Consider the following 25,767-nt stretch of genomic DNA (forward strand, 5'->3'; position numbering starts at 1 on the left):
GCGGGCTTGCCGGCGGCGGATATCTCGCCCGCCAAGGTTCAGCTGAGATTGAGACCCGTGTAGATCTCGTCCAGCGCGGTCGGCACCAGCGCGTTGGCGGTCGTCCTGCCGTCCGGGGATAGCGTCAAATTCGTCCAAATGACCAGCGCCACATTGTTATCCGGATCGAATCCCATGAACGAGTTGAAGCCGGGCATCTCCCCGCCGTGGTAGTACATCGCCGCGTTGGGTCCGTAGCGCTGGTAGCTGATGCCGTAGCCGTACCGCTGGCCATCCGGCTTGGCCGGATCCTCGGGCCGCAAGCTGTTCAGCCACTGCTGGTGGTAGTCGGCGTCGAAGACCTTGCCCGTCACCAAGGCGCGCATCCAGGTGGCCAGATCGTCGGCGGTGGAAATGGCGCCCCCGGCCGCTTGGGCATATGACGGATTCTGGTGGGTGTAATCGATCGGCTTGAGGGTGCCGGCTTGTGCTGCTGCGACCATGTCGGCCGGGTAGTCCTCGTCGACCATGGCGTACAGCGTCGTTCCGTACATGTAGCCGTGCGCATATGGCTCGGGCAGGGCTGTGTCGTTCACACCGGGCAGTGTGGTGCTCTGCATGCCGAACGGAGCGAACAGGCGGTCATGGAGTTGTTCGGCCAGCGGCCGACCGCCGACTTTCTCGGCGGCCAGGCCCAGCAGCGCGTAGTTGGTATTGCAGTACTCGTAGGTGCTGTCCGGCGGGGCACTCGTCTGGTGCGCGAAGGCGATTCCCAGCACTTGCTGCGGCGTCCATGGTTTCGCCGGGTCGGCGTCGAGCGCTGCCGAGAGCTCGGGAGCGTTGGTGTAGCAGTAAAGTCCGCTGCGCATCGTCAACAGGTCGGCGACTGTGATGTTCTCGCCGTTGGGCACGTCGGGGACGTAGGCCGATATCGGGGTGTGGAGGCTGAGCTTGCCGTCCTGGGCAAGAAGCACGATCAGTGCGGCCGTCATGGTCTTGGTGTTCGATGCGATCCGGAAGTGCGTGTCGGGCTGCGGTGGCGTCTGTGCACCGAGTTCGGTGGTGCCGACCTTCGCGGTGAACGTGCCCTGTGGGGTCTGCACCAACACCAGTGCCCCCGGCACCCCAAGCTTGTTGGCGGCGTTTTCGACGATCGTCTGCAGGTGTGTGGGGTCGATGGTCTTGAGCGCGGTGGTACGCGTCGTCGAGCATCCGGCGACTGCTAGGGCGAGGCATGCCGTCAGTAGGACCCGCAAAGCTGTCATGCATCATGGTCGCTCGTCGTGCCACCGGACGTGCGCGAATCGCGATTCGCGCACGCTTCACCGCGGCCTCCGGTCGTCAGCTGTCGGCGATGTGGGACCATAGGTGCCGCACAACCGTGCCCGGGGCGGTAGCTCAGTCGGTTAGAGCCGTGGACTCATAATCCATTGGTCGCGGGTTCGAGCCCCGCCCGCCCCACCATGACAGCCTTACTCGAAACCTTGACCGAAAAAAGATCGGCAAGGGTGAGCAGGTCTGTCGAGGTATCAGAGAAAGCCTCCGCTTCGCGGGGGCTTTTCTGCTTGTGGAGTCGCAGTGCCCGCCTCCTGTAAGTGGTTGCTGCTTCGTGCAGTTCCGCGATGAGCGGTGTCTTCTGGTCACCGGTGACTTCGAGGTCATCGAGGTAGAGGCGTTCATAGAACGTCTCGTTGAGGTGTCTGCGCACACTGTCACCGACATTGCGGTAGAGCGTTTGTGGGTCTTCGACTAGGTGCAAGGCGTCGCGCAGGACAGAGACCCCAACCGCCAGCTGTTCTCCCGTATTCGTCAATCCGGCTTGGGTACGTTCGCGGTCTCTTTGGACTTCGTGGAGTTTTGCTCGGATCTTCGCCTGGGGAAGAGCCGCATCTGCGGCGAGGTCGATCAATCGCGCTTCCTTGTCATCGAGGTCGCGAAGGCGACGCGTCAGCGCGGCGTGCATATGCCGTACGCCTTCTTGGTCGTCTGCGACCGCTTGCTCCAGTTGTTGGCGGACCGTGGCTGCGAAGTTGCCTGCAAGTCTCAATGTTGCATAGTGCTGAACGACGGCTTCTTCGACACGTTCGGCACGTAGATGTGGCAGGTCGCAGAGGCCGTCTTGGCGGGCGCGGCAAAGGAAGTAGCCGTACCGTTGTCCGGTCTTGCCGGTGGCCTCCGTATAGATGAGGCGAGCTGTTCGCCCGGCATCGTCGCATCGTTGACAGAACAACGCCCCTTTTAGGTAATGGGTCAGGATTCGATCACGTTGTCCGCGCTGGCTGCGAAAGTTCAGGATGTCTTGGACACGGTCGAAAAGCTCGTGACTGACGATTGCCTCGTGGCGGCCCGGGAATATGGAGCCTTTGTAGACGACAAATCCCGTGTAGTACGGATCCCTGAGCATCTGATGCATCTTCGTGTCCGACACGGGTCGGATTTGTGGCCACCTCGGTGATGGCCGCGACGTTAGACCGAGGTCGGCCATTGTCACGGTAAGTCGTTCGATCGAATAGTCGCCCGTGGCATAAAGCTCCCAAGCCTTGAGCACCAGTGGTGCGCGCTCGGGATCGAGGCCGACGGTGTTGACCATGCGGCCTTCAATTTCGACACGGGTATTGAGATACCCGAGGCGGGCTCGTCCGATCGTTCCGCCATTGATCGCCTTGTGCCGCAGCTTGATCCGAATGTCTTCGCCGCTGAGTTTGTTCTGGACGTCGTTGAAGATGTCGGTGACGGCTTCCATCATGTCGGCGTAGACGCCGTCGCCGAAGTCCTCGCGTGCCGACACCAGCTTCACGTTCAGCTTGTCTAAGAGACGTTTGGTGATCGCGGCGTCGATGTAGTTGCGGAAAGCGCGTGAGCGCGCGTAGACGACCACATAACGGACACCTGGGGTCTCGCGCAGAAACGTCAGCATGTCTTGGAATGCCCCACGCTTCTCGATAGTCGATGCTGACACACCCGGCTCGACGAACTCACGGATTACCTCGGCGCCGAGATTGTTTGCTTTTCGGATCGCGACTTCTCGCTGTGTCGCAATGGAGTTGCCGTCCGGGTCGATGTCAACGGCCGTGTCCATCTGCTTCTTGCTCGATACGCGTAGATAGAGCACGGCTTTCACGCCCCCGTCGATGTCGTCGATCGTGGGAGCCGTTGTCTGGCTGGCGGTCATATCAACACTCCTTTGGCGCGCAGGGACATTGTGGACAGTGGTTGGTCTGCCGTGAGCAGCCACGGGAGCTTGGTGTTGGGTGGCTGTGGTGGTTACGCCCGTGGATCGCGGTGTCGACGTAATGTTCGATGTCCTTGACGGTCGAATTGGATAGTCCCGGGAACTTGGCGTTCAGATAGGTGTTTACGTCTGGAAGATCTTCTGCAGTCAGCCAGCCGATCGTGGTGAACAGTTCGAGCGAATTGACCCCGAGAACGTTCGCGATGGCGATTAGCTTCTCGACGCTGGGATTCACGACCATGCCCTGTTCGATCCGCCACATCGTGGAAGGATCCACCTGTGAAAGGCGCGCAATTTCGTTCATGCTCAAACCCAACTCGGTGCGTTTGAGCATGAACAGATTTGTCAGATTTGCGGTTTGTTCCGGTGTCACAAGAATTTTCTCCCCTTGTGTATTCAATTGTACAATAATCCATTGCATATAATCAATAGATTGGTACAATTCCGCAACGAAATATTTCGATATTTGAATCGGTCTTATTGCAATTGTGAAATCGTGACTATCGCGCTTGAAGTTGTAGAGGCGGCTACAGGTTGGTGCGGAAGACCCACATGCCGCCGTGTGGATCGTCGACGGTCGCGATATCGCCGGATAGCTGTATGTCACGGGCGATGGTCGCGTAATCGATACGCGCGTAGCCGCGTAGATGTTCGGGCAGCTTGTCCAGTTCCTCCTCGTAGCCGTGGTCGTCGGCCATCTGTTCGGCATACTCGGTGACGGAGTCGAAGTGGCCGAGGTAGGTCTCATGGAAGGCATCGATGTCGAAGCTGGCCGGTTCGCCTTCGAACACATCCGCCCATGCCGAATAGGCGTAACCGTGTTCGGCGATGCCTTTGGCGATGCGGGATATCTGTTCGATGGAGTCGTATTCGCCGACTTTCCATCGGCCGAATTGGTCGTAGTCGTGGATGGCCCATTCTTCGGCCACGGGCTCACGGGAACTGCCCAGCATGGTGTTGATGTCGGCGTAGATCTCGTCGGGCTCGCGGGCTGCGTCGATCCAAGCGCCGTGCAGGATGCCGTTGTTGTAGTCGGCGAGGCTCGCCACATAGATCGCGGGCGATCGTGTTGGCTCGGTTTCGCGTTGATCGGCGGTTGGTCGTTGGCATTCGGGTTGTGGTGTTTCGTAAGGTTTTTCATTCATTGTCACCTCCTTTCGGTGTTTCGTTGGTGGGGTTGAGGGGCCGGTCAGGAAGCAGAGAGCGCGATGCTCGATCTGCTTCCCGCCGGCCCCGTTGTTGCGCCGTGAGTGGTCACTGACGCCCGTGTCCTATGCGGGCGCGGTTACGTTCTCGATGGGTCTTCACCTCCCTTGGTGCTCCGGCGAGGCCGGGCTGCGGTGGATTCGCCGCCGTCGGCGAACAGGGTGGCGATGGCCTGTTGGCGGGCTGCGGCTTCGCGCTCGATTTCGGCGCGGGCCTCAGCGGCCTTGCTGGCTAGTTCCGGATCGTCTTTGGCGCGTGTGATGTGCGCAGCGATGGCGATCTGGATCTCATCGGTGATGGTGCCGTCGCGTAGCTGGGCAATGAAACTCAGCTGGGCGTGAACATCCGGTTGGAGCCGTATGCCAAGGGTTTTCACGCCTTTGGCGGACTCGTTGGGTGCGGACATAGCGACCTCCTCGGTGCTGTGCGGCCGGTAAGCGCTTGTTGCGCTTACGGGTACGGCCGCATGACACCGACGAGGCAGCCGCTGGTTCATGCGGCCGCCCTTCCCGTTGATTTGGAGGGCGGCTTTGTCCGGGCGGCGGTGATGCGTGCTCGTGCGGCGCGGGCGAACTGGGGATTGAGTTCGATGCCGAGCCAGTCCCGGCCGAGCGTTTCGGCGGCGACGGCGGTGGTGCCGCTGCCTATGAACGGATCCAGCGCCAAGCCGGGTTCGCTTGGCTGCCCGCAATCGCAGGTCGGCGCGAGTGCCGAACGGGTGGCGATCTTCCCGAGTCGTCGGATGATGCGCCGCTTCCACGGCATGTGGCAGCGCATGCAGCGGGCTTCGGGACAGCCGGCGGCGACCATGCGTTCGGCGAGTGCCAACGGGAAGATGGCATGGTGGGCGCTGCGGTAGCCGCCGGGCGTGATCGTCCAGATGTCGCCCGGATTCTTACCGAGCGGATGGCCTACCCGCCCTTGTCGCTTGAGTACGGCCAGGCCGGCGGTCGCCATACCGTTGGGACCGCGCCAGGTTTCGCGCGAGCCTGCTTTCGGCTGCCTCGTTGTGTTTGTGGATTGTGCCGAGCGGTGCGGTACTCGGATGGCGTCGAGGTCGAAGAAGTACTTCGGCTGCTTGGCAAGGACGTAGATGACCTCGTAGGTGGTGTTGAGCCGGTCAGGAACGCTGCTCGGGACCGGGTTCGGTTTGGCCCACACGATTTTGTTGCGGATGATCCAGCCCGAACGCTGCAGCCGCAGCGCCAGGCGTTCCGGAGCCATCAGCAGGCTCTTGCGGGCGGCACCTTGGGACAGGTGCGCTGAGTACGTATCGCCCACGTTCAACCAATACGTGCCTGTGGGGACGAGTACGCGGTGGACCTCGGCGCTGATCGCCACCAGGTGTTCAACCCACTGGCCGACGTGGCGCTCCAGTCCGATCTGGCCATCAGCGCCGTAATCTCGCAGGGAGTAGTACGGCGGACTGGTGACGACGCAGTCGACTGAGGCGTCGGGTTGCTCCGACAGCCGCTTGAGCGCGTCGCCAACGACGATCCGGTTGCGCTGCAGGGTTGTTGGCGCACTCATCGCTCGCCTCCGCTTCGGATGAGCGGTAGCAACTGCTCGGGTGCGACGATGCGGAACAGAGCACTCGGCAGTCGTCGGTCCTTGGCGATGGCGTCAGCCAGTGCCTGACGTCGCCTGTGGGCCTTTGCTGGGTCTGGGTGTGTCATCGACCAGATGACGAGCGGAAAGCTGCCATGGCGGTCCTGCTCGATGCCGGTCTGCCGATAGGCCTCATATTCATGGCACTTGGTGAGCAGCGTCGGGATGTGCTCAGTGCCGAGGTCGATCTCGATGAACCAAGCGCGTACCAGATCATCTGTGGTGGCGGTCTCGGCAAACAGATCGGGCTTGAGGATGTGCCGAGCCGTACCGAGTCCGGTGAATCGACGCCAGGTGCGGGGTTCCGCCGCGCTGGCGACTAATTCGATCTGGCTGCGGCGGTCGGCCTCGATCAGACCGACATGAGCGTCGGCGACGGCCAGCCGGTGGGCCAGGAACCGTGCCGACGGTTCGTAGCGCAGCCGTGCGCCGCGCCGGACCGGGCGTTCGAGGAGCCGGTCACCGGCGACACCGACGTGATAGATCAGGCCTTGAGATCCGGCGCGGCTGCCGCCGACGCGGCGCTCAAGTGTGTCGAGGACGCGCAGGTCGCGCAGCCGGGCCAGGACACGCCGGGTAATGCGGCTGCGGGCAGCGGGTGTGATGGCGTTGAAGTTCAGGGCTTCGAGGTGGTGGACGGTCAGAAACTGATGGTCGTCGACGGACTGCAGGATGGCGCGATCACGATCGGACAGACGACTGTTGATGATGGCGATGGCAGTGGCGGACAGGCGGGTGTCTGGGATGCGTCTGGTGGGCGCTGTGGTGCCCCGTGGGGCACCACTATTCCCTGACGGTATCGGCGGGGAATCCGTGTCTGCCAGGGGTGATGTACCGGGACCGGTCGACGCGGCCGGACCAGCGAGCGGACCACTGGCCCGATCCGCTGTTGAACTGTTAACCGCCCGGTTCATGGTTTACTCCTACGGCGTGGAGCGCCGATGTCAGTCGGGCTATCAGTGGATCCCGCGCCCTCGACGAGTGCGATAAAGGCCGCTTCGATGTCGGCCAGAGGTTGGCCATAGCGCTCGCGGCTCAGACGGCGGATCGCGGCCGGATCGACGGTTGCAGCGGGCGCGGGTTTGGTGACACCGGATGCCCAGGGCTGCACGGCGTTGTCTCGGACCAGGCTGGCGTAGACGTGGTGGGCTCGAAGCCTCGTGAAATCCTCGACCTGGAGCACGGATTGGCCGGCGGTCATCTCTTTGGCATCACCGGCTTGCAGCTGAAAGCAGACACGGGATCGGGCGTTGTTTCTGAAAGCGTCGAGCATCGCAGGCGGCAGCTGCTTCTCGTACTGGTGCGCCAGATGGAAGCCAGCGCCGAGGCTGCGGGCTGTCGCCAGGGCATCGCCCAGATCCGTCGGCAAGCGCAGATAGTCCTGCACCTCGTCGATGTACACCATGACCGGCTCACGGCTGCCCTCAGGCGTTCCGGCCCGTTCGCGGATGGCCTGCCAGAGTTCAGCCACTACCAGTGCGCCGAGCAGTTGGGCATTCTCCGGCCCGATGACACCTTTCTGCAGCGGTACCAGCAGGACCTTTTTCTCGCGCAATACCTGGCGGACATTGAACCGCGGGTGTTGCTGGGCCAGCACATCTCTCAGCGGTTTGCTGAACAGCGGCCGCAACTTATTGGAAAGCGGTGCGATAGTGGCGGCGGTGGCTTCGGGGGACAGGCTGTCGAACCACTGCCAGAACGGTCCGGCGGCAAAGGGGTCGCGGGCCATGATGTTTCGTGTCATCCGGCGGCGAAAGCCCGGATTGGTTAATAGCAGCGGCAGCATCACTAGCGTGGCGTCGTCGCGGCGCGCCAACAGATCCAGGCAGTTTCGCAGGATGTCAGCTGAGCGCGGACCGAGGCTGTCGCCCCAAATGGCTTTGAAGGTTCCGAACAAGCTGTCGGCGACGACCTCGGGGGAGCGCCCGTGGCGGTGCGCCGCGTCGAGCGGGTTGATTCCGATCGGCGCCTCGTCGAATGCGTCGAGCACGACGATGTCTCCTCGCCGCTTCTCCGGGATACGTGCCAGCAGATCGGCGATCAGGTCCTTGGGTTCGATGACCACGATCGGCCGGTCGGCTTCGAGGTCTTGCAGGATCAGGTTGAGGAGCAAGGTCGACTTGCCCACTCCGTTCGGGCCGATGACCCAGGTATGCCGCAAGGCGTCGGTCGGGTCGTAGCCGATGGTGCCGCTTGCCCCGGGCGCGGAAGCTTCAGCGACCACGCGGCTGCCGGATTGCAATGCAGTACTTGGCTGCACGGGGCGCGGGTGCAGTGGCGGCTGCCCCGGGAATTGTTCGTCGTGGTCAGCAATCGGCCAGCCGGATATCCGGGCGACCTCGGTGACAGTGAGCCGCTGCGACGGGGTGAACATCGACCACGAGGCGCGCGGGGTGTTGACCCGGTCAGATTTTTCCGGGCGCAGCGTGACACGAACGTCCGGTGATTCGGTGGTGCCGATCGCTGCGGCCAACCCGAGTAGGAGTGATCGACGTCGTTCGGCGGTCGATGCTTGGACGCCGAGGCGGACGGCAGCGTTGAACGCGTGCTGGCCGAGTTTATGGGCCAGTGCTTGCCGTGCACCGGGGCGGGTGTCGTTCCTGACGCCGTGCAGCAGTTTGGAGACGAGCGGCTGGTTGTCCCGCTTGGGTTCACCGGGTATGAGCTTCGGGTGACGGCGGGGGCCGAGGACTATCTGGATCGTCAGGCGCTCGCCTTTCCCGACCGCGGTGAGGGCGTGCAGGATGGAGCGATGTGATGCCACCGCGTCGACAGGCTCAAGCTGTCGGGCGTTGGTGCTCAACTGGATTCGGCGCGCGGTAGCGACGGACTCGCGATCGTCAGCCTCGAAGTTGGTGACGATGGCGCCATCAACCAACTGCTCGACGGCACGGCGGACGGCCGCTTTGTGCCGGAGCTGACTGCCGACCAGATATTCCACGCCGGTCACGTCGGCGCGCGCTTCCAGGATGAGTTGCGGGGCGTGGGTTTGCGCCGCCCAGTGGCGCAGCAGTCCGCACGCGGCTGCATCAGTGAGCCGCATAAAGAACAGCTGCTGCCATACCAGCGAACCCGCCGACGCGGTGACATCATTGGATTCAGGCATCGGTGGATTCCCCACTGTCGGTGGCGGTTTCCGGTATCTGGTCGTTGCGGCCATTCATGGCGTCACGGGCTTCTTTTTCGGCCTCGGCGTCACGTAGTGCCATGGCGATGACCGCGCGGCTGAGCTTGCGCAGATCGGGGGGATCGCGCCGCACGCTGCGAACGGTGATGTGCCGCTCAGGCTTTGGGGTGCCGCGAGAACCGCGGCGGTAGTTGGTTCTTCCTGTTTTTGACATAGATATCCTCCAATCGGAATTAGTGCTAATGGATTTCGGCCTATTGCTAACGCGCAATAACCTGGCTGCATTCTCTATTGCATCTACGCAATAGTCAATACGTAGTGAAAGTGACAAAACAACTTTGCGTATCTGTCAATAGAGGTCGGAAGGCCTTAAATTACCATCGATTTCGCCATGTAGAAATTACAACAAGCACGCCAATTGCGGCTGCGATGAAGGCCAGGATGCCGATGATCACGATAAGCGTTGGCAGGATCGATTCGACCAATCTGACCGCGCAATAGAGCGCGATCGCAAAGGCCAGAATGCCGAAGCACCGGCCAATCAGACGATCAACCCAGCCGCCGGGATTTGCACTCACGATGCATCTGTTCGGCTGCGCCCGTCGGACGGTACGGGGTAGCCGGGAATGGTGATGTCCGAGTCGATCTCGTTGCCCCAGACATGCCAGCCGGGCTGTCGGCGGCGGGCGAACAACTCCAGGTACGGTCCATTGCTGACGCGCTCGATGATCGCGTACTGCTCTTCGGGCTTGTGCGAGTGGTCCTGCCGCGGAGCGAACACCCATGTCGCCTGAGCCCGGAATTTCACTGGTGCCCGGCCACGGGTGCCGAGGATCAGGTGCTCGGTGGCATTTCGCAGGTAGTTGCCGAGCCCGACCCGCGGCTTGACCCACGTCAACGGTGAGCGTGGTGTGAAGCCCCACGCCTCTATGACGTCGTAGCCGATCCGCAGCGTGGCATTAGTGACCCACAACCACAGGTGTCCGTTCGGAGCGGCCAACTCGGCGACAGGGAGCTCTTTGATCCGCGGCACTGACATGACGGAGTAATGCCGGTGGGCGCCCAAGGTAGTCCCCTGCTCAACATTCCAAGGGGGATCGATCAGGATCGTGCAGTATTTCGGGGTCTGCAGGTGTCCCGCTGAACCATTGATCGGGTCGGTACTCATCGGTCGGCCCTATCAAGCAGGGTGATCTCGTCGCGAATCAGCGTCTGTGCCAAGGCATAGCCGACGTAGATGCTTTCTACTGCTGCGGTTGCCTGCCGGTCGATCCGTGTTAGCTCGGCGATGGCTTTCCGTCGACGCTGTCGTTGTTGCTGATAGTGCCGCCAGAGACCGTTCAAAGTGTTAACGGCCGTCAGCACACCCAGGTAGATCACCATCAACACGAACCATGTGGTCAGCCAACTCATCACGAACAGCGAGACCATGCCGTTCACCGTGGCCACCGCTCGATCCAGTGCAGGAAGGCCCACGCAATCGCCGCGTCGAATTGCAAGACGTGCTCGCTGTTGATCGGAGCATCGTCGAGATACTCGCTTGCGATCTTGTGGAGTTCGGCGCTGAAAGCCAGCGTGCGATCGAGAACGGTGTTCAAGACCGCACTTGCGGTCATCCGCTCTTCCCCCTTTGGGGCGGCGGGGCGGAAAGCGACCGCCAAGTCGGCGGCACTCGGGTGCTCGGCCATGGCAACGGTCCTCTTCGACTTCACTGCCCGAACCGGGCGATCTCGCCACCGACGAACGTGGCGTAGGTATCGACGATGAAATTCAAGCGGTTTGCGGTGGCGGGATCACCGCCCGCCTGGAAAGCCGCCTCGCGGCTCAACATGCCAACTGACTGCAGGCCGATGCCGGCCACGGTGGCAGCTGCTTGGACGCGGGTCGCGGTGACGATGCCGTGCGCCAATTCGGCATTCGTCAGTCGTGACAACTGTTTCCCTTCGGAACGTGTAAACATCTGAGGCACTTGTGGTGTCAGCGTTGCAGACGGACGAAGCGATGGGACAGACATGGTGGGTGCTCCTCTCGAAATAGGTCGAGTTGACCTTGACGAGAGCGACGTTACGAACCGCACTTGAGCTTTGGCGAACTCCAAAGGAAGCTTGAGGTATGCGCTCCGATGCAGCACTCCTGACGGTGGCGCAACAGCTGCGGTACTTGCGCAAGGCAAGCGGCATGACCCAAGCCGAGACGGCGAGGCGGATCGGGGTCAGCCAGAGTCACCTAAGTAACGTCGAAAAGGGACGCGACCGACCAAGCGCGGCGATCGTTGCGTTCTATGAGGATCAGTTCCACGGCGACGGACAAGCCTGGGGCTTGTACGAGGCGCTACTCACAGAGAAGCGTGTACCGCAGCGCCGCCCGATGACCGACCGGCCCAACTACCCGATCCCCGGAGACGCATCGACGTTCGTCGCCGACATCACGGTTCCCGACGGCACGATCATGGCGCCCTATCAGGAGTTCGAGAAGACGTGGCGAGTGCGCAACAGCGGAACCGTGCCGTGGATCGGCCGGTGGCTAGCGAGGCGTGGCACGCCAATTGGCCACGGTGTGCCAGCCTCACTGTCTCGTGTGCGAATACCCGACACCCAGCCGGGGGAGGAGCTCGACATCACCGTGTCAGTGCGCGCACAACCGCTCGCTGGTGCGTCGCAGGCGCACTGGAAGATGGTCGATGAGAACGGTGCTGAGTACTTCCCGGATCGGTACCCGATGGGGTTGGTGTTGTCGATAGTCGTTGAGCCCAACGCGTGATATCGCAAGATCGTACGTACTAAGACGGCCAAAGGGGTGGGCTTCATCTTCCGGCTCATGATGCCCCACGAATCCTGGAGACCAGCCGGAATCCGGCTCGACGGCGCGGGCATCTCCGAGCCGACGTTCTGGCTCTACAAGAACTCCGACGTCACCGGCGGTTACTACTACTAGCTCATTGCCGAAGCGGCACCGCTGGACACGACAGTAGGCAAGAACGGAACCATGGCTCACTGGTGGTGCACTGTCTTGTCCCAGTGTGGCCGACCTGGCAGCACGTCGCCGACCCGCCGATCACCACGCGGACGTACGGGGACCAAGGCGTGGAGCTGAGGCTGGAATGGAGCTAGGAGGGCGCTGAATAATCGGCGTGCCTCCGCGGTGTAGCGGCGTGAGCTGGGAAAATTGGGTTCGTGCAGGGCGCGGAACGGCCGGATCGACCATTGTTGGATGCGCAGGCACTGGTCGGTCATCTGGTGGCGCCGGGCAGTATGTTCGCGTTTTTGGCTGCTCATCGTCAGGATCTGTTTAGCGACAACGAGTTCGAGGATTTGTTCCCCTCGGGGCGTGGGCGACCGTCGATTCCGGCGTCGGTGATGGCCTCGATCCTGGTGCTGCAGGCGTTGCATGATTTGTCTGATCGAGAGACCGCCGAGGCGGTCCGGTGCGATCTGCGGTGGAAAGTCGCGACCGGGATGGCGTTGGACGACACGGGTTTCGATCCGTCCACGCTGGTGTATTGGCGTAAGCGGCTGGCGCGCTCGCAGCGGCCACAGCGGATCAACGAGGCGGTGCGGGCGGTCATCGCCGAGACCGCAGTGGTGGCTGGCCGCGGTAAGCGTGCGGTGGATTCCACGATCCTGGCCGATGCGGTCGCTACCCAGGACACCATCACCCAGCTGATCTCGGCGGTCCGCCGCGTCGGGCGGATCGTGCCGGGCGGGGCGAACGCGATCACCGCGGTATGCACCGGGCATGACTACCGCGGTGCGAGTAAGCCGGTGATCGACTGGGACGAGCCCGGAGCCAAGGATGCGTTGGTCTCAGCGCTGGTCAACGATGCCAACGCAGTGTTGGCGGCACTGGCCGGGATCGATGAGGACGTCGCGGCCCAGGAGTCGGTGGCCGCGGCGTCGGCGATGTTGGCGTTGGTCGCCGGCCAAGATGTCGAACCGGCGGAGGGTTCTGACAGCACCGATGGGCGGTGGCGCATCGCCCGTAAGGTCGCCCCCGACCGGGTGATCTCCCAAGTCGACCCCGAGGCCCGACACACCCGCAAATCCCCCGAAGCACGCCGGGACGGGTATCGGGCGCATGTGGTGGCCGAGCCGGAAACCGGGATCATCACCGATGAGGCGTTGACGATGGCCGCCGGGCCGGTGAATTCCGATGCCGCGGTGGCCGAGGCGTTCCTGACCAATGACAGCACCCCCGGATCCGAACCACGACAGTGGTACGGCGATTCTGCTTACGGCACAGGGGATCTGCGCGCCGCGATCCGCGACGCCGGACATGACGCGGTGATCAAACCCAGACCACTGACCCCGGCCGTGGCGGGGGGATTCACTGTGGACGACTTCACCGTGGACCAGGCCGGCGCCACGGTGCGGTGCCCGGCCGGACACACCCGGCCCATCACCAAGGCACGCAACGTCGTCTTCGGTGTGGTGTGCCGGCACTGTGCGCTGCGTGAGCAATGCACCACCTCAAAGGCCGGCCGCACCCTCACCCTGCACGAGCATGACGATCTGCTGCGCGCTGCCCGCCGCGACTGGGCCACCACACCCGAACTGCGCGAGCACTACCGGATGAACCGGCCCAACGTGGAACGCGTCGTGTCCCAGATCGCTACCCGCGGTGGTCGCCGCCTCACACTGCGCTACCGCGGCACCGTCAAGAACCACGCCTGGCTCACCCGCCGCACCGCCGGGCTTCAACCTGCGCAACCTGCTCGCCCGTGGCCTCACCTACACCGCAGGAACCTGGGCACTGGCACCACAGCCAGCCTGACATTGGGAACCACCGACTGCACTGCTACCAACGCCGATACCCACCCCACCCGCACACCGGCCGACCGCACACCAATTCTCTTCTCGCGCGCCCCGGCAATAACCAGTGCCCCCGGAACCGCCTTATTCAGCACCCTCCTAGGTGAGTCCGGTCATCTACCTCATCTTCATGGGGTCGACGACGCGTGATCCACAGTGGTCCTGTTCTAGATCGCCAAGTGTCCTGCCTAATGCAGAAGCACAACCAGGATCAGGTAAGGGCTCCGCTGGCTTCGACAATGGCGACGTTCCGTTGACAGGATCACTGTTCGGAGGAGAACGTTCTGCACGCGTCATACCACCACCTTGGGCAGGCCACGTGTCTTGCGTCTGTCTATGATGAGGGCCGAAACAGCAGCACAGCCATGGAGCAGGCTGCGGGGAACTGATGCGTGGAAGCTGGTCAGATGAGGGGTCGGAAATGGCTCTTGACACTTTTGCCCTACGTGACTGTAATCTTCTTTTTGTATGTGACATTTATGTCGGGATTTTACGTTATGCGCGCGGAGTCAGCGCCCGCGCCATTTCAGCTTCGGACTGAAACAGATTACTATTTTCCAGTAAGACCGCAATACAGTATGCATGATAGGCCAGATTACGTGACACTGAACTCCATCCTGGACAATCCAGCTTGGAGTCCAACGTCAGGCCCGAACAGGGTGGCTTCCGTCCGAGTTGAACGTGAGTTCTTTCTAGTATCGGAAGGCGGAAAAGGGAACTTTCGATCGGCTGCAATGCTCAAGCCGGATACCGTCTATGACTTCATACTGTATTTCAATAATGACGCTAAGTTAGGTGTCGCTGCAGCGGAGAATACGAAGTTGAAGGTAAAGTTTCCAGGGGTGATCGACGGCTCGCTACTTGTTCCCGCAACCATAAGTGCTGATAATGCTGTTCCTGAGTTCATTGGTGATACAATAATTCTTGGCTCAAGGGAGCGGCTGACTATGGAGGCGGTCGGCGACGCAACTATCAGGTGGCGTAACGGTAAAGAAATGTCAGTACCTCCAGAGCGGCTTTGGCAGGATGGAATTAAAGTCGGCTGTGGTGATCTCTCAGGATATCTTCGATCTGATGAAAGTTGCGCTGGTCAATTAGAGCTACAGCTGAGGACTAAGTCGGACCGAGTTGACGCTCAATCGACCATTGATGTTAATTTTGATGAAGATTGGGCGGATTTCACCACTGCTAGACGAGTTCGTGTCAATGACACTATTCGCCTGCGGCTCAATTACTGGAATAGCGGCGATAATGAAGCGAAAAACCTTGTAGCCGAAATACCTGACACTGATTCACTTGACCTCGAGTTCTTGTCCGGTGCGTGGTCGGATCGTGTACGGGTTGAACACACTCTGTCCGAGGGGCTAGGCCAAAGACGCGTGAGTCTAGGTAACTACTTACCGAAAGAAAGCGGATTTATCACAGTTACATGGCGCATCGAGGACGTGCTCTGCGGAGAGACCGTGCCCCTTGATGCGAATATCAGTGGGTCGAAAATTCAGCAGATAACGCGCACGGTTTGGTTATACGGCGAATGCGACTGAAATCCCGGCGAGACAAGCTAGTCTCGGCAGCAGCCGCGCTATCGTTGGCGAGTATGGCGACCGGTGCGCTGGCATATAAGAAATTGGCAGGACGTTCAGTTGAATTTATACCAAGTCCATTTCCGTCCGTATGGACCTCCAGCCGCGTACATGTGTCTCCGAAGGCCGGAATCTGGCTGCCTGTTCTTGGCATACTGATAACTGCGGCTGCGGCTGCGCTGGCGGCCGGTGTGTCAACGTCCATTGACCGAAACGGTACGCACCGGGAATGGGTGAGTAATTGTACGTCGGCAATCCGAAATCTCCGCAGCGATAACAGCATCCTTCAAGAAATTCAGAGAAGGCCGCAAGCGAATACTGAACTACGCGCGAAATGGCATGTCTTAGACACTGACGTGCGTCTGATCGTATCTTCCTGCGGAAAAGTCTTTCAGAATGCTGATCTTGCCGAAGAAATAGAAGATTATATACATATTGTAGGAATACTAGGGCGCCAGCTTCAGGAGAGTATTAGCCCAGAGTACACTTTCTACACTGACTCGAATGACTTTTGTGATCGGCTAAATACTGCGGCCGAGAGTGTCCCAGGCCCACGCGGATTTCTGAAGACTATTCTTTGGCGTTCGTAGCAAGTGGGAGTGCAATATGTGAAGATGGGCGTTCTGGTGATCGAGCCTAGCGGTAACACGGTCGTGGTGGACACCGATAGTAGCTTTAGATACGGGCAATCACCGCACTTGTACGATGAGGTTCTTCTACCAACGGGCGCGAGGCGAGAGATCTGATGACTGTACGGTTCGGCGGCAGGATTGCCGGGATCGTCTGGGGGTTGTGTGGGTTGAGCTGTGGTTTAGCTTCAGCTCAGCCCGCGCAGATCCCAGGTGACGGGGCTTTCCGCGTCGGCGATTACGTCGTACCCGGTACGTATGCGACGGCTGGACCACGAGAAGCCGCTGTTACCTGCATCTGGAGCACTCGCACAGAACTCGGAGGGGGCGAGATGTTGGACGGCGGCAGTTCGCGGGGCCCAACGTACGCGCAAGTAGCGGCAAGCGCAGTTTCCTTCGAAACTTCCGGCTGTTTACCTTGGACCCTTATTTCCTGAACTAGCCTGTTAAATTTGATATTAGTTGACTTAGAGTTTTATGCTCGGTCTGGTCAACATCAATGGGTTGTAAATTACCGCCAATTATGACACACTATTGATGCGCCACTTGGCCGATGGAAGCGTAATGGTTATCCGCCTCCCGGTTGGTTTTGGTTACCTACGGTATTTCGAGTCCTTACCAATTCGCACGATTGCATCGCACATCCTGGCGAGGGCTTGAACAAGGAGTAGGGCCCCTGCTCCCGGAGGGCGAATGAAAGTGGCAAGAACATTACTTAAGATGGCAGTGGTTCGATGGGCCCAGATATGCGTCTTTATCGTCGTACTTAGCCTGCTTTTCGCGACGGTTGGGATGCTCGGCGTCATGATTGTCACACCGTTACTGTGGGCACAATCAGTAAATAGTGTTAGTGGGTACATATGCTTAGGTTTCTGGTATATGTTTATTTGCGGCCTGCTCGTGCTCATTAGAGCGGACGCGACTGAAGGTTAACCGGAGATATGGACCCACGGGAAGCGTTCTGTCAGAGGTGGACACGCTAGACGAAAACGCGATTACGTCTGAGAAGATGATCGTGCTGTCATCGAACTGTGTACGCTATTTGGTTGCCCCGGTCCTTGGATCGGGGCCTTTCTTTTTTTCCTAATTTGTATTCGAGCGCCGAGCAATCGAATCCGTCGATGGGCCAGTGCACCGCCCGCTGAAGATCGCTGTCCGCTGCCGGATCCGTACTGCCCCCCCTCAACGGGTCGCTCCACCTCCTCAACGTCTCGGCCAGCTACGCCGATCTGGAACCCCATATGAACGTACGGCCCGCATCGACGGTAGGTGAAACTCGACGCCACAGTGTCCGTTCGATCGCGCCTTCAGGAATAGTTCCGAGAAGTTTGCCCGGGGCGCCCGTGGGCGTGGCGCGTGTTTGAAGTTGGTTGACGGTTGGCTTTTTTGAGGATTTCGTCGGCGGTTTTGGGCCACGCGAACGGGTGGGCGCGTGTGTTCCAGCCGGTGATGTAGGTGCGGATGGCTTGGATTAGATCGCGGACGCTGCCGAAGGTGCCGCGGTGGATGGCTTGGCGTTCGATGATGCCGAACCAGACCTCGACGAGGTTGAGCCACGATGCCGAGGTCGGGGTGAAATGCACGCGGATGCGCGGGTTTTCGGTCAGCCAGTCGCGGATCTCGACGCGTTTGTGGGCGGCGTAGTTGTCCATCACCAGGTGCAGGTCCTGGTCGGGGTAGGCGCGGGCGACGTGCTTGAGGAACCGCAGGAACTCCTGGTGGCGATGCCGGTCCTGGCACAGGCCGATGACCTGGCCGGTGGCGACCTCCAGGGCGGCGAACAACGTGGTGGTGCCGTGGCGGAGGTAGTCATGGGTGCGGCGCTCGGGCGAGCAGGGTTGCATCGGCAGTATCGGCTGGGTGCGGTCCAGGGCCTGAATCCGGCTCTTCTCATCGACGCACAACACGATCGCGTTCGCGGGCGGATCCAGGTGCAACCCGACGACATCGGTGACCTTGGCGACCAGTTCGGGATCGGTGGAGAACTTGAACGTCTCAGCCCGCTAGGGCTGCACCCCGTATTCCCGCCAGGCCTTGGCCACCGCCGAGAAGCTGATCCCCAGCTGCTTGGCCAACAGCCGCGAACTCCAATGCGTGACACCGAGTTTGGCCGGCGGTGGCAGTAAGGTGGCCGACACGATCTCGCTGTGATCCAGCTCCCGCGGCCGCCCCGACCGGGGCAGATCGACCAGGCCGGCCATTCCCGACTCGTCGTAGCGGGCCCGCCATCCGATCACTGTCGGGCGCGACACCCCCGTGAGCGTGGCGATCTCGGTGTTGGAGACCCCGTCGGCGGCCAACAGCACGATCCTCGCCCGCTGCGCCGCCCCCGCGGTCACCGTCGAGGACCGCGTCAACGACACCAACTTGTCCCGATCACCCTCGCGCAATGCCAGCGGCGCAATTCGCATGCACGATTATCCCAAACCACACCGTAAAACTACTTCAGACACGCGACACTAGTTCCGGCAAACGGCTTGTTGCAGCGGGTATCGGTCTCCGTGTGTTGTCGATTGCCTCGTCATGGTGGCCGTGTCGCTCTCCACGGTGGTCATAGCTTCCAAGATTCGGCCTCAGGGGATACGGACGAGTCTTTTCCGATGTGTTTAACGTGCCGGGCGGGCGTGATCATGAAGTGACTGACACGATCGGTTAGATCACGGCAAGGGGCTGCGGCAAGGGCCACCGGTTTTGGTGTTAGCAGCCCATTCTCCCGTGGAGTGGAAGACGTTGGGCTGACTATTTTTGAACCGGAACTAGTGGTTTGCGGTGCCCCATTGCTCGAACCGGCAGCGTGAAGCCGAAAGTACTTCCCTTACCTTCGATCGAGCTGAAGATCAGCGTTCCATGGTGGCCTGAGATGACCTTCTGTGCCAGAAACAGTCCGACACCTGTACCGTCCGGACGCTGGGTCCGGGCGTTCTTGGCCCGGAAGAACTTTTTGAACAGCTGGGCTTGCTGATCCAGAGGTACACCGATGCCAGTGTCTACGACAGTCAGCGCCACCTCGCTCTTCTCGCTGACCAGGTTGATCGTGATGGTGCTATCGGGGTGTGAGTAATAGATGGCGTTGTCGATGAAGTTCATGATGACCTGGCGCAACTTGGACTGGTCGGCGGTGACGGTGAAGTCGCGTCCTTCGGCCTTGAGCTGCAGCTTCATGTGGTGATCGGCGGCAATCGGCTGCAGGCTGTCGACCTCTTGTTGAGTTACAGCGCGCAGGTCGAACGGCGCCCTCTCGATCACAAATTTGCCTGTCTGGATGCGCGATACGTTCAGGAAGTCGGCGACCAGGCCCACCATGCGGTTACTGGCGGTGAACGCGTCTTGCAATGCCCGGTGCTGCTTTGGCCGCACTGGCCCCAGATCACCGTCGAGCACCATGCTCAGGTTGCCCTTGACGCCGGCCAACGGCGTCCGTAGTTGGTGGCTGGCCATGCTCATGAACTCGTCTTTGACTTCGTCCAGATGCTTGAGCTTGGCATTGGACGCCCGCAGTTCCTTGGTTGCAACGTTAATCCGTTGTTGCAGCGTGTCATTCAGGTCTTTCACTTCGTGGAGCGACAGCGCGTTCCGGATGGCGATGACAAGTTCATTGCTCGTGCCGGTGAGCGTGTCGACATCCCGTTTGGTGTAGCTGCCACTGCGGCGGTCGCCCAGCGCGACGTATCCGAAGACCTCTCCTTGATGCCGCAGTGTCATGACGACGGCGATCCGATGACGTTGCAGCATGCGCCGAACGGCGCTGTGGTTGTCGTCGAGCACCTCGGTCAGGATGACGGTGGGCCGGGCCGTGGTCGCATACTCGTCAAGCAGCTCGACATCGTGGGGTGACAGCGCGGCATGCCTGGTGGTCCCCGCTGACACGGGAGAATCCAATACCCCGTCCAACCGACTGAGCAGGAAGAACGCCTGTTCGACCTTGAAGACCGATGCCAGTTCCTCGGCCGTCCGTTCCAGTAGCAGGTCGAGGTCGCCGGCTGACGTCAGCAGCTCGCCTAGCCTGGCGAAGAGGTCCTCGACCTTGTAGCTGTCGCGATAGAAGATGTCGTCAGTCACCTTGTCGAAGAAGCGTTTGACAGGAAGAAACAAGAACGCCAGCCCGAATGCCAGCATCAGGATGACGTTGACCGGACTGACGTTCAGCGCGCTTGCCAGGTCGGCACCGAGCACCGTGGTCGAAATCAGATAGGCAGCCAAGTAGTAGGCCACCGACAGCGTCACCAGGCTCGCCGCATAGCTGAGCGTTCTGATGGTCGCCAGCCGGATATCGAACAGGGCGCGGCGGACGATCAGATACGTCATCGAGCTGACCAAGATAACCGTGGCGAGCGGACCAAACCGGGTGGTGTGCCAATCGGCAGCGACCAAGGGGAGGATGACGTTCAACGCAAGCCCGATCAGGGCGGAGGCTGCGAATGCGAACAACACGAAATGGGCCTGCCGTCGTCGGGCTGCTCCGCCCGGCCGGGGAGTGAACAGTAAGTTGTGAGTGGCGTACCCGACGACAGTCAGGAAGCCCAGAACATACAGCCACAGGCCGGGCCCTATCGAAAAGTTCAGATTTCCGAACCCGTCGCGCGTGACCTCGCCGCTGATCCATGTCGTCAAAGACAAGCCGGACAGAACGATGCAGGCTGTTGCCAGCCCGATGGCCTCGGCCGTCTGCGGCCGGCGTCTGGAGGGAAAGTAGAACGTAAACAGCAGTCCGGAGAACACCAGGATCATCGCGAACACGAATGCCAAGCGGTTCGCTATATCAGCGGCCACAAGGCTATTACCGAACGGATGATTCGTACAGTAATTGGCGATAATCCACAGGCAGATCGAACCCGTGAGCAGGACAAACGAGCGTTGCATACCCCCGCGGTAATTTTGCGCTATGACAATAGACCCAAGTGCCAGGTTGATAGTGCAGGTTAAACCGAGGATGAATGCATCCATTAAACCAATAGTACGATAATCGAATTAGTTTTTGTAGTCGTTATTGAATATGAGTACGTGATCGGCGGTGCCGTCACGTAGCTGCCGGAGCGCCCGCACGCCGTCCGGGTCGTCTTTGATTTCTTCCAACCGCCGGCTCACCTCGGGCTTGAAACTGGGTATATGGCCGTAAACGGCGCGGCTTTCCGGCGATCCAAGATAGGAAAAGTAGCCGGTACCGCAGAGCGGCACGATGGGAATCGCCAAGTAGCCCGTGGCGGCGAGGAACGGGAGTTTGTCGAAAATGGCGATCAGGTGATCTATTCCCTCTTCCAAGGCAGTGCGGTACAAGCCGCGATAGAGCTGCAGACTGGCGCTCAGGCCGCTGCGGCGGTACTGGCTCAAGATCGCGAACGTACCGACGTCCCAGACGTTGTCGAAGGTGTCGATCTGGTGCTGATGTTGGACTTGGGCCGCGGTGAGCTGCACTGGCGCCTCGGGTCGCGCCAGGTCGTTGAGTGTCTTGAGCCCGGCCGCTGACTGGCGGATGATGCGCAGGACGCCGATCGGCATGTCGGCGTCCCGATCGATCGCGATGAAGAAGAAGCTTGCGTGCTCGTAGGGGCCGTACTCGCGGGTCATGAAAGCGGCGTCGTTGCCGGGAAATGCGTCACGAAACACCTCGTGTTCGACCGCACGTCCGAGGTTGGAAAATTCACTGCGCCCCGACACGCGGAAACACACCACTCGGTCGTCGGTGGCATAGACCGTGGTGGCAAGTAGCTGCTTGGCGAGGATGGTGATGTCGTCGCCGGACAGATCGTAGCGACAGCGGAATGCTTCAGATGCCTCAGTGCTATCTGGATGCTGCATTTCAAAATTCCTTCGCTGCGACGTCGGACGCTTCGAAGAAACGCTGCGTGAACGCAATGGCGGCACTCGCACTGAAAGCCTTGCAGGTGTAGATGTCAACGCTGAAAAAGAGCAGCGGCTGTTCCCACGCGTAGAAATGTGCGCCAGAGGTTTCCCAGTGAATCCAGCCGGCCCAGCCGTAGGTAGCACTGCGGTGCGTGACCGGTTCGATGAGTTTTGTCATTGCGAGTTCATTGGATAGGCGCGACAGAAAGTGCTTGATGTCGTCATCGGTAATCGGTGCGCGCGGATAGCCTTCGATGACCAGGCGCTGCCGGTGAATGCTCGGCGCTAAGTCCCGGTAGTCGGTCATTGGGCGTCGATGAGAGCTGACGTGATGCGAAGTTTGGCCAGGCAGGCGCTTGTCGGCAGCGTCCGGGACGGTTCGCCGAATCTGACGCTGAATCGCGATGATCACTCCTCGGGCACGTGGCGGTCCGTTTGCTGTAGTGGCGAAACGTCGGGGTGGCGCGGTACCACAACCCGCGCGGTCTGCACACCGTACGAGGAAATTTACCAGGATTCAAGGTATTGGGATTCATTGTCTCTGGATTGATAGTCATGCTGCCTATGGGGTTGGGCTATGCCCGCACCCTCACAGTCGCCGATCTCACCGGCGACCCGCGAGTTTGGTCAACGGGTAGCAGCGAGGCGGCACGAACTCGGGTTGAGCCAGGAGAAAGCCGCCGAGATCATCGGCGTGCATTGGACCTACCTCGGTCAGGTAGAGCGCGGACGGCGCAACGTCACGTTGCATAACATCCTCAAGATTGCCGGTGGTCTCGGCATTGATGCGGGGGAACTGTTGAGCGGGTTAGCGATTCCGTGATCGGCCATCGCTCGGTACGGGTTCAAATGGCCGCCTGGCGTCCGCGTAGGTCCGCCATTGCTGCTCGAGGTTGTAGTAGTCCCGCTCACCGACAGCATTCAGGATGTCGCGCATCGCGGTGATATTGATTCCCTCGCCCGGGCCTCCGAACTGCGTGCCGAAGATGTGCCCACCGTGGCCACCGGGAAGTCGGTCGTCACAGCCTGTGATCCGCTGCTGATACGTGTTGCGATCACCGGGTTTCGTGGGCGTGGTCGCAGGTCATCTCGGCGTGGTTCACGCGGCCGCCGTGTCGCTGAACCTGTCGTCCACGGTGGGGTGCATGAGTGGCGCCCGGTGGTTCAGATCCTGATTCCATGCGCCGGGGCCGCATCGATTCGAAGCTGCCATGTACGAGTGCGTATCTCCAGTGGCCGGGTATGGGGCCGGACTGGAGCAGCCGGGAATTGGTGGCCCGGCATCCGGAGATGCCTTGGCCAGGCGCTGCGTTGGGGGATGGGGGCAACCAGCGTTGCATGTCGACGTTTGTGGCAGCTTGACTCAAGGGAATAAGTTAGCTGGCTTCGGGCTTACGATTAGGTAATCTATTTTAGTACGAGGATATTTAGAAGTACGCCTATCGATATAGATGATTGCCACACGGCCTTGTCGGCCGCCTGCATAGGACCGTACGATTGCTGTCTCCGTTGCGGTTCGGGTGTTCATTCGGACGCATGCGGATTCTCTTCCCGGTTTCTGATTATGGAATGGTTGACGATAATGCCTCGACGCACTCCCATCCGCCACGGCGAAATCTTGCTGCTTCCGGTCGTTGAAATACCCTCAGGCGGCCAATCTGAGCGACTCAGGAGTTGCATTGTCGGCCATAGTGAGTCGGGCCATCACCATGTCCTTGAGAGCGATGAAGAGTTCGAGCAGATCATCGCAACGAACGGCGACCTGTTCGTTAACCTCGTGACCGATACGCCGCTCCGTCACCACAAGACGCATCAACAGCACCGTGAGCTTGTGGTGGCTGCCGGCGCTTGGCGCGTGATCCGCAAGACCGAGTTCGATGTTCGTTCTTCTGTTGCGCCGCAGCGTGTCGTCGCAGACTGACGTGGCCTTCAACCGAGCGCGCGTCATCGAGCTGGTCGCGGACTTCTACCGCGCCAACGACGCAAAAGTCGGAACGCGGTTCGTGGTAGCCGATAATCTCGAAAGGGCCCTTTACCGCGCATCGCTTGACGGGTTACATGACGATCGCCTGTCAGCCATTGGTATTCGAGAACTACCCGGCCATCGCGGTATTCACGAAATCATCTTCGACCATGTCCTTGAACACATGCCAGGGGGACCGTCGGCGTGGTTCGGCCGAGTGGCCGTGGTGTCTGCTGGCTCGGCCTCCTCACTGTCGAGCCAGCTCGGTGATGCGAGTCGCCACGGGTTGGGATGGCTGATTGCTGCCCGCGGAGCGGCAATTATCGTTCCGATGCCTGTGGTGCGGCTCGCCGAGGGGCGGTCTGATGTCCTCCACGACGACACGGGCCGCAAGGCGATCATCTGGTCAGATGGCCACGGCTACTACTTTCTCCACGGCAGCGAATTCGATAAACGCCTGTACTACCAAATCATTGACCACCAGCTGTTGATCCAGGACATTGCGGCTCTGGATAACGCCGATCACCGTGCAATCGCCTTGCAGTACTTGACCTTTGAACAACTAGTGGTGGATTCGGACGCCGAACTGATCGACCGCGGAGTGCGAGGGACGGCGCTCTACCGGTTACCCCTACCGTCTCGCCTGGCCCGTGATCGCGTGGCCGGCTATGGCGACTACGACTACTTCATCCACATGCGTGACGCCAGCAACCCCGAACGCCAGTTCATCGAATGGGTCGACCCTTGGATCGGCCAGCAGCGCGATGCCGAACTCTGCCAGGCTTATGCGTTCGGCATCAGTCTCGCGGAATGGCTGTCGATTCAAGAGGAAGGGTGACCAACTGGATCGGCGCGTCTGATCGAGCGTGTTCCTACGCGGCCAGTGTGAGCCCAGAATGATCGGCCAGCTGCTTTATCTGCTGACCATGCTGTTCGTGCAGATTGTCGCTCTCATCGAACCGTTGACCTATAGCGTTGAGGATTTCGTTCTGTGAATCGACGATTTCATCCAGGCGTTCTTCGACCCTACCCATTCTCGAATCGATCTTATCGATTCGAGCCGTGAGCCGTTCTTCTACGTGGTCGACCTTCGCATCCAACTCGTTCACTTTACCGGTGAGCAGTTCCAGCCGCGACCGCATTTCTGTGTTCTGTGCATGAACAGCCTCGAACCCGGATTGCATATACTTGAACATCTCTGCGTATTGTTTATCGTTCATATCTGCCTTGATTATATTGCGATGGTTATATTCGTGCAATAGCGAGCGACGATTTTGATTTGACTGAGCTGAGGAACGGATTATTTCCCGGGGTCGTTAGCGTGCTGGCCAGGGGTCGGACTGCGGGCGGATGGCAGTGGTCTGGCCCGACGGGCACGGCTACTACTTCCTGCACGGAATGGAGTTCGACAAGCGGCTGTACTTCCAGGTAATCGACCACCAATTGCTCATCCAGGACATCGCCGGGCTCAACAACGCCGATCGGGGGGCGATCGCTCTGCAGTACCTGACGAGCAGTTGGTGCTGGATTCGGATGCCGAACTGCTTGACCGTGGTGTGCGGGGGACTGCGCTGTACCGGCTGGCGTTGCCGCTGCGGTTGGCGCGCGACCGCAGACGCGGCCACGGCGGCTACGACTACTTCATCCACATGCGTGATGCCAGCCATCCCGAGCGAGAGTTCATCGAGTGAGTCGATCCCAGAATGGCTGCCAACGCGACGCCGAACTCTGCCAGGCCCACGCGTTCGGCATCAGCCTCGACGAGTGGCTCTCGATCGAGCAGGAAGGCTG

At 60.5% G+C, this 25,767-nt stretch carries 25 protein-coding genes, 1 tRNA gene and 4 pseudogenes; 10 read left to right on the forward strand and 20 right to left on the reverse strand.

Going from position 1 to position 25,767, the window contains the following annotated elements:
- Positions 1-38 precede the first annotated feature (38 nt).
- Positions 39-1,244 carry a serine hydrolase gene (locus B133_RS0103585; RefSeq protein WP_018599347.1) on the reverse strand — a complete coding sequence of 402 codons (1,206 nt, stop codon included), beginning with the start codon at positions 1,242-1,244 and terminating at the stop codon, positions 39-41.
- Positions 1,245-1,366: 122 nt separating this feature from the next.
- Here B133_RS0103585 and B133_RS0103590 point away from each other — a divergent pair.
- The 3 genes from B133_RS0103590 (at position 1,367) to B133_RS24805 (ending at position 2,074) form a co-directional block, all read left to right on the forward strand.
- Positions 1,367-1,443 (forward strand) — tRNA-Ile (locus tag B133_RS0103590).
- Positions 1,444-1,588: 145 nt separating this feature from the next.
- On the forward strand, positions 1,589-1,732 hold the full coding sequence (locus tag B133_RS24800; RefSeq protein ID WP_232423246.1) for a hypothetical protein: 144 nt from the start codon (positions 1,589-1,591) through the stop codon (positions 1,730-1,732).
- Positions 1,733-2,074, forward strand: coding sequence for a hypothetical protein (locus tag B133_RS24805; RefSeq protein WP_026255926.1), 342 nt, complete (start codon positions 1,733-1,735; stop codon positions 2,072-2,074). It abuts the gene before it with no gap.
- Between the two features lie 21 nt (positions 2,075-2,095).
- Here B133_RS24805 and B133_RS24810 read toward each other — a convergent pair.
- From B133_RS24810 to B133_RS0103670, 13 genes and pseudogenes are all read right to left on the reverse strand, one after another.
- Positions 2,096-3,151 (reverse strand): annotated as a pseudogene (locus B133_RS24810) (recombinase family protein); the annotation flags it as partial.
- 1 nt (position 3,152) lies between these two features.
- On the reverse strand, positions 3,153-3,632 hold the full coding sequence (locus tag B133_RS0103615; protein ID WP_232423247.1) for a helix-turn-helix domain-containing protein: 480 nt from the start codon (positions 3,630-3,632) through the stop codon (positions 3,153-3,155).
- Between the two features lie 106 nt (positions 3,633-3,738).
- Positions 3,739-4,356: an antirestriction protein ArdA gene (locus tag B133_RS0103620; RefSeq protein ID WP_018599349.1), complete on the reverse strand. Its 618-nt coding sequence runs from the start codon at positions 4,354-4,356 to the stop codon at positions 3,739-3,741.
- 140 nt (positions 4,357-4,496) lie between these two features.
- Positions 4,497-4,823 carry a hypothetical protein gene (locus B133_RS0103625; RefSeq protein WP_018599350.1) on the reverse strand — a complete coding sequence of 109 codons (327 nt, stop codon included), beginning with the start codon at positions 4,821-4,823 and terminating at the stop codon, positions 4,497-4,499.
- 86 nt (positions 4,824-4,909) lie between these two features.
- Positions 4,910-5,947 (reverse strand): site-specific DNA-methyltransferase, encoded by a 1,038-nt coding sequence (locus B133_RS0103630; protein WP_018599351.1) that lies wholly within the window; start codon positions 5,945-5,947, stop codon positions 4,910-4,912.
- Positions 5,944-6,939, reverse strand: a complete 996-nt coding sequence (locus B133_RS0103635; protein WP_018599352.1) for a replication-relaxation family protein — start codon at positions 6,937-6,939, stop codon at positions 5,944-5,946. The genes B133_RS0103630 and B133_RS0103635 overlap by 4 nt, the downstream gene beginning before the upstream one ends.
- The gene (locus B133_RS0103640) at positions 6,936-9,131 is read right to left on the reverse strand and encodes a type IV secretory system conjugative DNA transfer family protein (protein ID WP_018599353.1); all 2,196 of its coding nucleotides are present in this window, start codon (positions 9,129-9,131) and stop codon (positions 6,936-6,938) included. Before B133_RS0103640 ends, B133_RS0103635 begins: the two co-directional genes overlap by 4 nt.
- Positions 9,124-9,285 carry a hypothetical protein gene (locus B133_RS0103645; RefSeq protein ID WP_018599354.1) on the reverse strand — a complete coding sequence of 54 codons (162 nt, stop codon included), beginning with the start codon at positions 9,283-9,285 and terminating at the stop codon, positions 9,124-9,126. Before B133_RS0103645 ends, B133_RS0103640 begins: the two co-directional genes overlap by 8 nt.
- Positions 9,286-9,526: 241 nt before the next feature.
- On the reverse strand, positions 9,527-9,730 hold the full coding sequence (locus tag B133_RS0103650; RefSeq protein ID WP_018599355.1) for a hypothetical protein: 204 nt from the start codon (positions 9,728-9,730) through the stop codon (positions 9,527-9,529).
- Positions 9,727-10,320, reverse strand: coding sequence for an MT-A70 family methyltransferase (locus B133_RS0103655; RefSeq protein WP_018599356.1), 594 nt, complete (start codon positions 10,318-10,320; stop codon positions 9,727-9,729). The genes B133_RS0103650 and B133_RS0103655 overlap by 4 nt, the downstream gene beginning before the upstream one ends.
- The gene (locus B133_RS22320) at positions 10,317-10,601 is read right to left on the reverse strand and encodes a hypothetical protein (RefSeq protein WP_018599357.1); all 285 of its coding nucleotides are present in this window, start codon (positions 10,599-10,601) and stop codon (positions 10,317-10,319) included. The genes B133_RS0103655 and B133_RS22320 overlap by 4 nt, the downstream gene beginning before the upstream one ends.
- Positions 10,589-10,840 (reverse strand): hypothetical protein, encoded by a 252-nt coding sequence (locus B133_RS0103665; protein ID WP_051088024.1) that lies wholly within the window; start codon positions 10,838-10,840, stop codon positions 10,589-10,591. Before B133_RS0103665 ends, B133_RS22320 begins: the two co-directional genes overlap by 13 nt.
- 20 nt (positions 10,841-10,860) lie before the next feature.
- Positions 10,861-11,085, reverse strand: coding sequence for a hypothetical protein (locus tag B133_RS0103670; protein WP_232423248.1), 225 nt, complete (start codon positions 11,083-11,085; stop codon positions 10,861-10,863).
- Positions 11,086-11,264: 179 nt separating this feature from the next.
- On the opposite strand from B133_RS0103670, the gene B133_RS0103675 reads away from it, so the two are divergent.
- From B133_RS0103675 to B133_RS24220, 3 genes and pseudogenes are all read left to right on the forward strand, one after another.
- Entirely contained in the window at positions 11,265-11,912 is a 648-nt protein-coding gene (locus tag B133_RS0103675; RefSeq protein WP_018599360.1) for an NBR1-Ig-like domain-containing protein, read from the forward strand.
- A 413-nt stretch (positions 11,913-12,325) separates the two neighbouring features.
- A pseudogene (locus tag B133_RS22325) lies at positions 12,326-13,922 on the forward strand (IS1182 family transposase).
- Between the two features lie 637 nt (positions 13,923-14,559).
- Entirely contained in the window at positions 14,560-15,504 is a 945-nt protein-coding gene (locus tag B133_RS24220) for a hypothetical protein (RefSeq protein WP_157625774.1), read from the forward strand.
- Between the two features lie 1,975 nt (positions 15,505-17,479).
- On the opposite strand, the pseudogene B133_RS23505 reads toward B133_RS24220, so the two are convergent.
- From B133_RS23505 to B133_RS0103715, 4 genes and pseudogenes are all read right to left on the reverse strand, one after another.
- Positions 17,480-18,583, reverse strand: a pseudogene (locus B133_RS23505) (IS630 family transposase).
- 328 nt (positions 18,584-18,911) lie between these two features.
- Positions 18,912-21,116 carry a sensor histidine kinase gene (locus tag B133_RS0103705; RefSeq protein ID WP_081618170.1) on the reverse strand — a complete coding sequence of 735 codons (2,205 nt, stop codon included), beginning with the start codon at positions 21,114-21,116 and terminating at the stop codon, positions 18,912-18,914.
- A gap of 24 nt (positions 21,117-21,140) precedes the next feature.
- Complete coding sequence (locus B133_RS0103710; RefSeq protein WP_018599366.1) at positions 21,141-21,968, reverse strand: hypothetical protein; 828 nt, start codon at positions 21,966-21,968, stop codon at positions 21,141-21,143.
- Position 21,969: 1 nt separating this feature from the next.
- On the reverse strand, positions 21,970-22,320 hold the full coding sequence (locus B133_RS0103715) for an S-adenosylmethionine decarboxylase (protein WP_018599367.1): 351 nt from the start codon (positions 22,318-22,320) through the stop codon (positions 21,970-21,972).
- Between the two features lie 270 nt (positions 22,321-22,590).
- On the opposite strand from B133_RS0103715, the gene B133_RS0103720 reads away from it, so the two are divergent.
- A complete protein-coding gene (locus B133_RS0103720; RefSeq protein WP_018599368.1) occupies positions 22,591-22,836 on the forward strand; it encodes a helix-turn-helix domain-containing protein in 246 nt (81 codons plus the stop codon).
- On the opposite strand, the pseudogene B133_RS24815 reads toward B133_RS0103720, so the two are convergent.
- Positions 22,822-23,064: pseudogene (locus B133_RS24815) on the reverse strand (DNA/RNA non-specific endonuclease); the annotation flags it as partial. The gene B133_RS0103720 and the pseudogene B133_RS24815 overlap by 15 nt on opposite strands.
- A gap of 513 nt (positions 23,065-23,577) precedes the next feature.
- Between B133_RS24815 and B133_RS23515 the strand changes: the two are divergent.
- Positions 23,578-23,934, forward strand: a complete 357-nt coding sequence (locus B133_RS23515; RefSeq protein ID WP_232423249.1) for a hypothetical protein — start codon at positions 23,578-23,580, stop codon at positions 23,932-23,934.
- Positions 23,891-24,814, forward strand: coding sequence for a hypothetical protein (locus tag B133_RS0103730; RefSeq protein WP_018599370.1), 924 nt, complete (start codon positions 23,891-23,893; stop codon positions 24,812-24,814). The genes B133_RS23515 and B133_RS0103730 overlap by 44 nt, the downstream gene beginning before the upstream one ends.
- Positions 24,815-24,848: 34 nt before the next feature.
- Here the strand turns inward: B133_RS0103730 and B133_RS0103735 are convergent, their stop codons facing one another.
- Complete coding sequence (locus B133_RS0103735; RefSeq protein ID WP_026255931.1) at positions 24,849-25,196, reverse strand: hypothetical protein; 348 nt, start codon at positions 25,194-25,196, stop codon at positions 24,849-24,851.
- 300 nt (positions 25,197-25,496) lie between these two features.
- Here B133_RS0103735 and B133_RS24820 point away from each other — a divergent pair, with 300 nt between their 5' ends.
- Positions 25,497-25,667 (forward strand): hypothetical protein, encoded by a 171-nt coding sequence (locus B133_RS24820; protein WP_018599372.1) that lies wholly within the window; start codon positions 25,497-25,499, stop codon positions 25,665-25,667.
- Positions 25,668-25,767: the final 100 nt, after the last annotated feature.

Source organism: Mycobacterium sp. 155 (genome assembly GCF_000373905.1).
Classification (GTDB): domain Bacteria; phylum Actinomycetota; class Actinomycetes; order Mycobacteriales; family Mycobacteriaceae; genus Mycobacterium.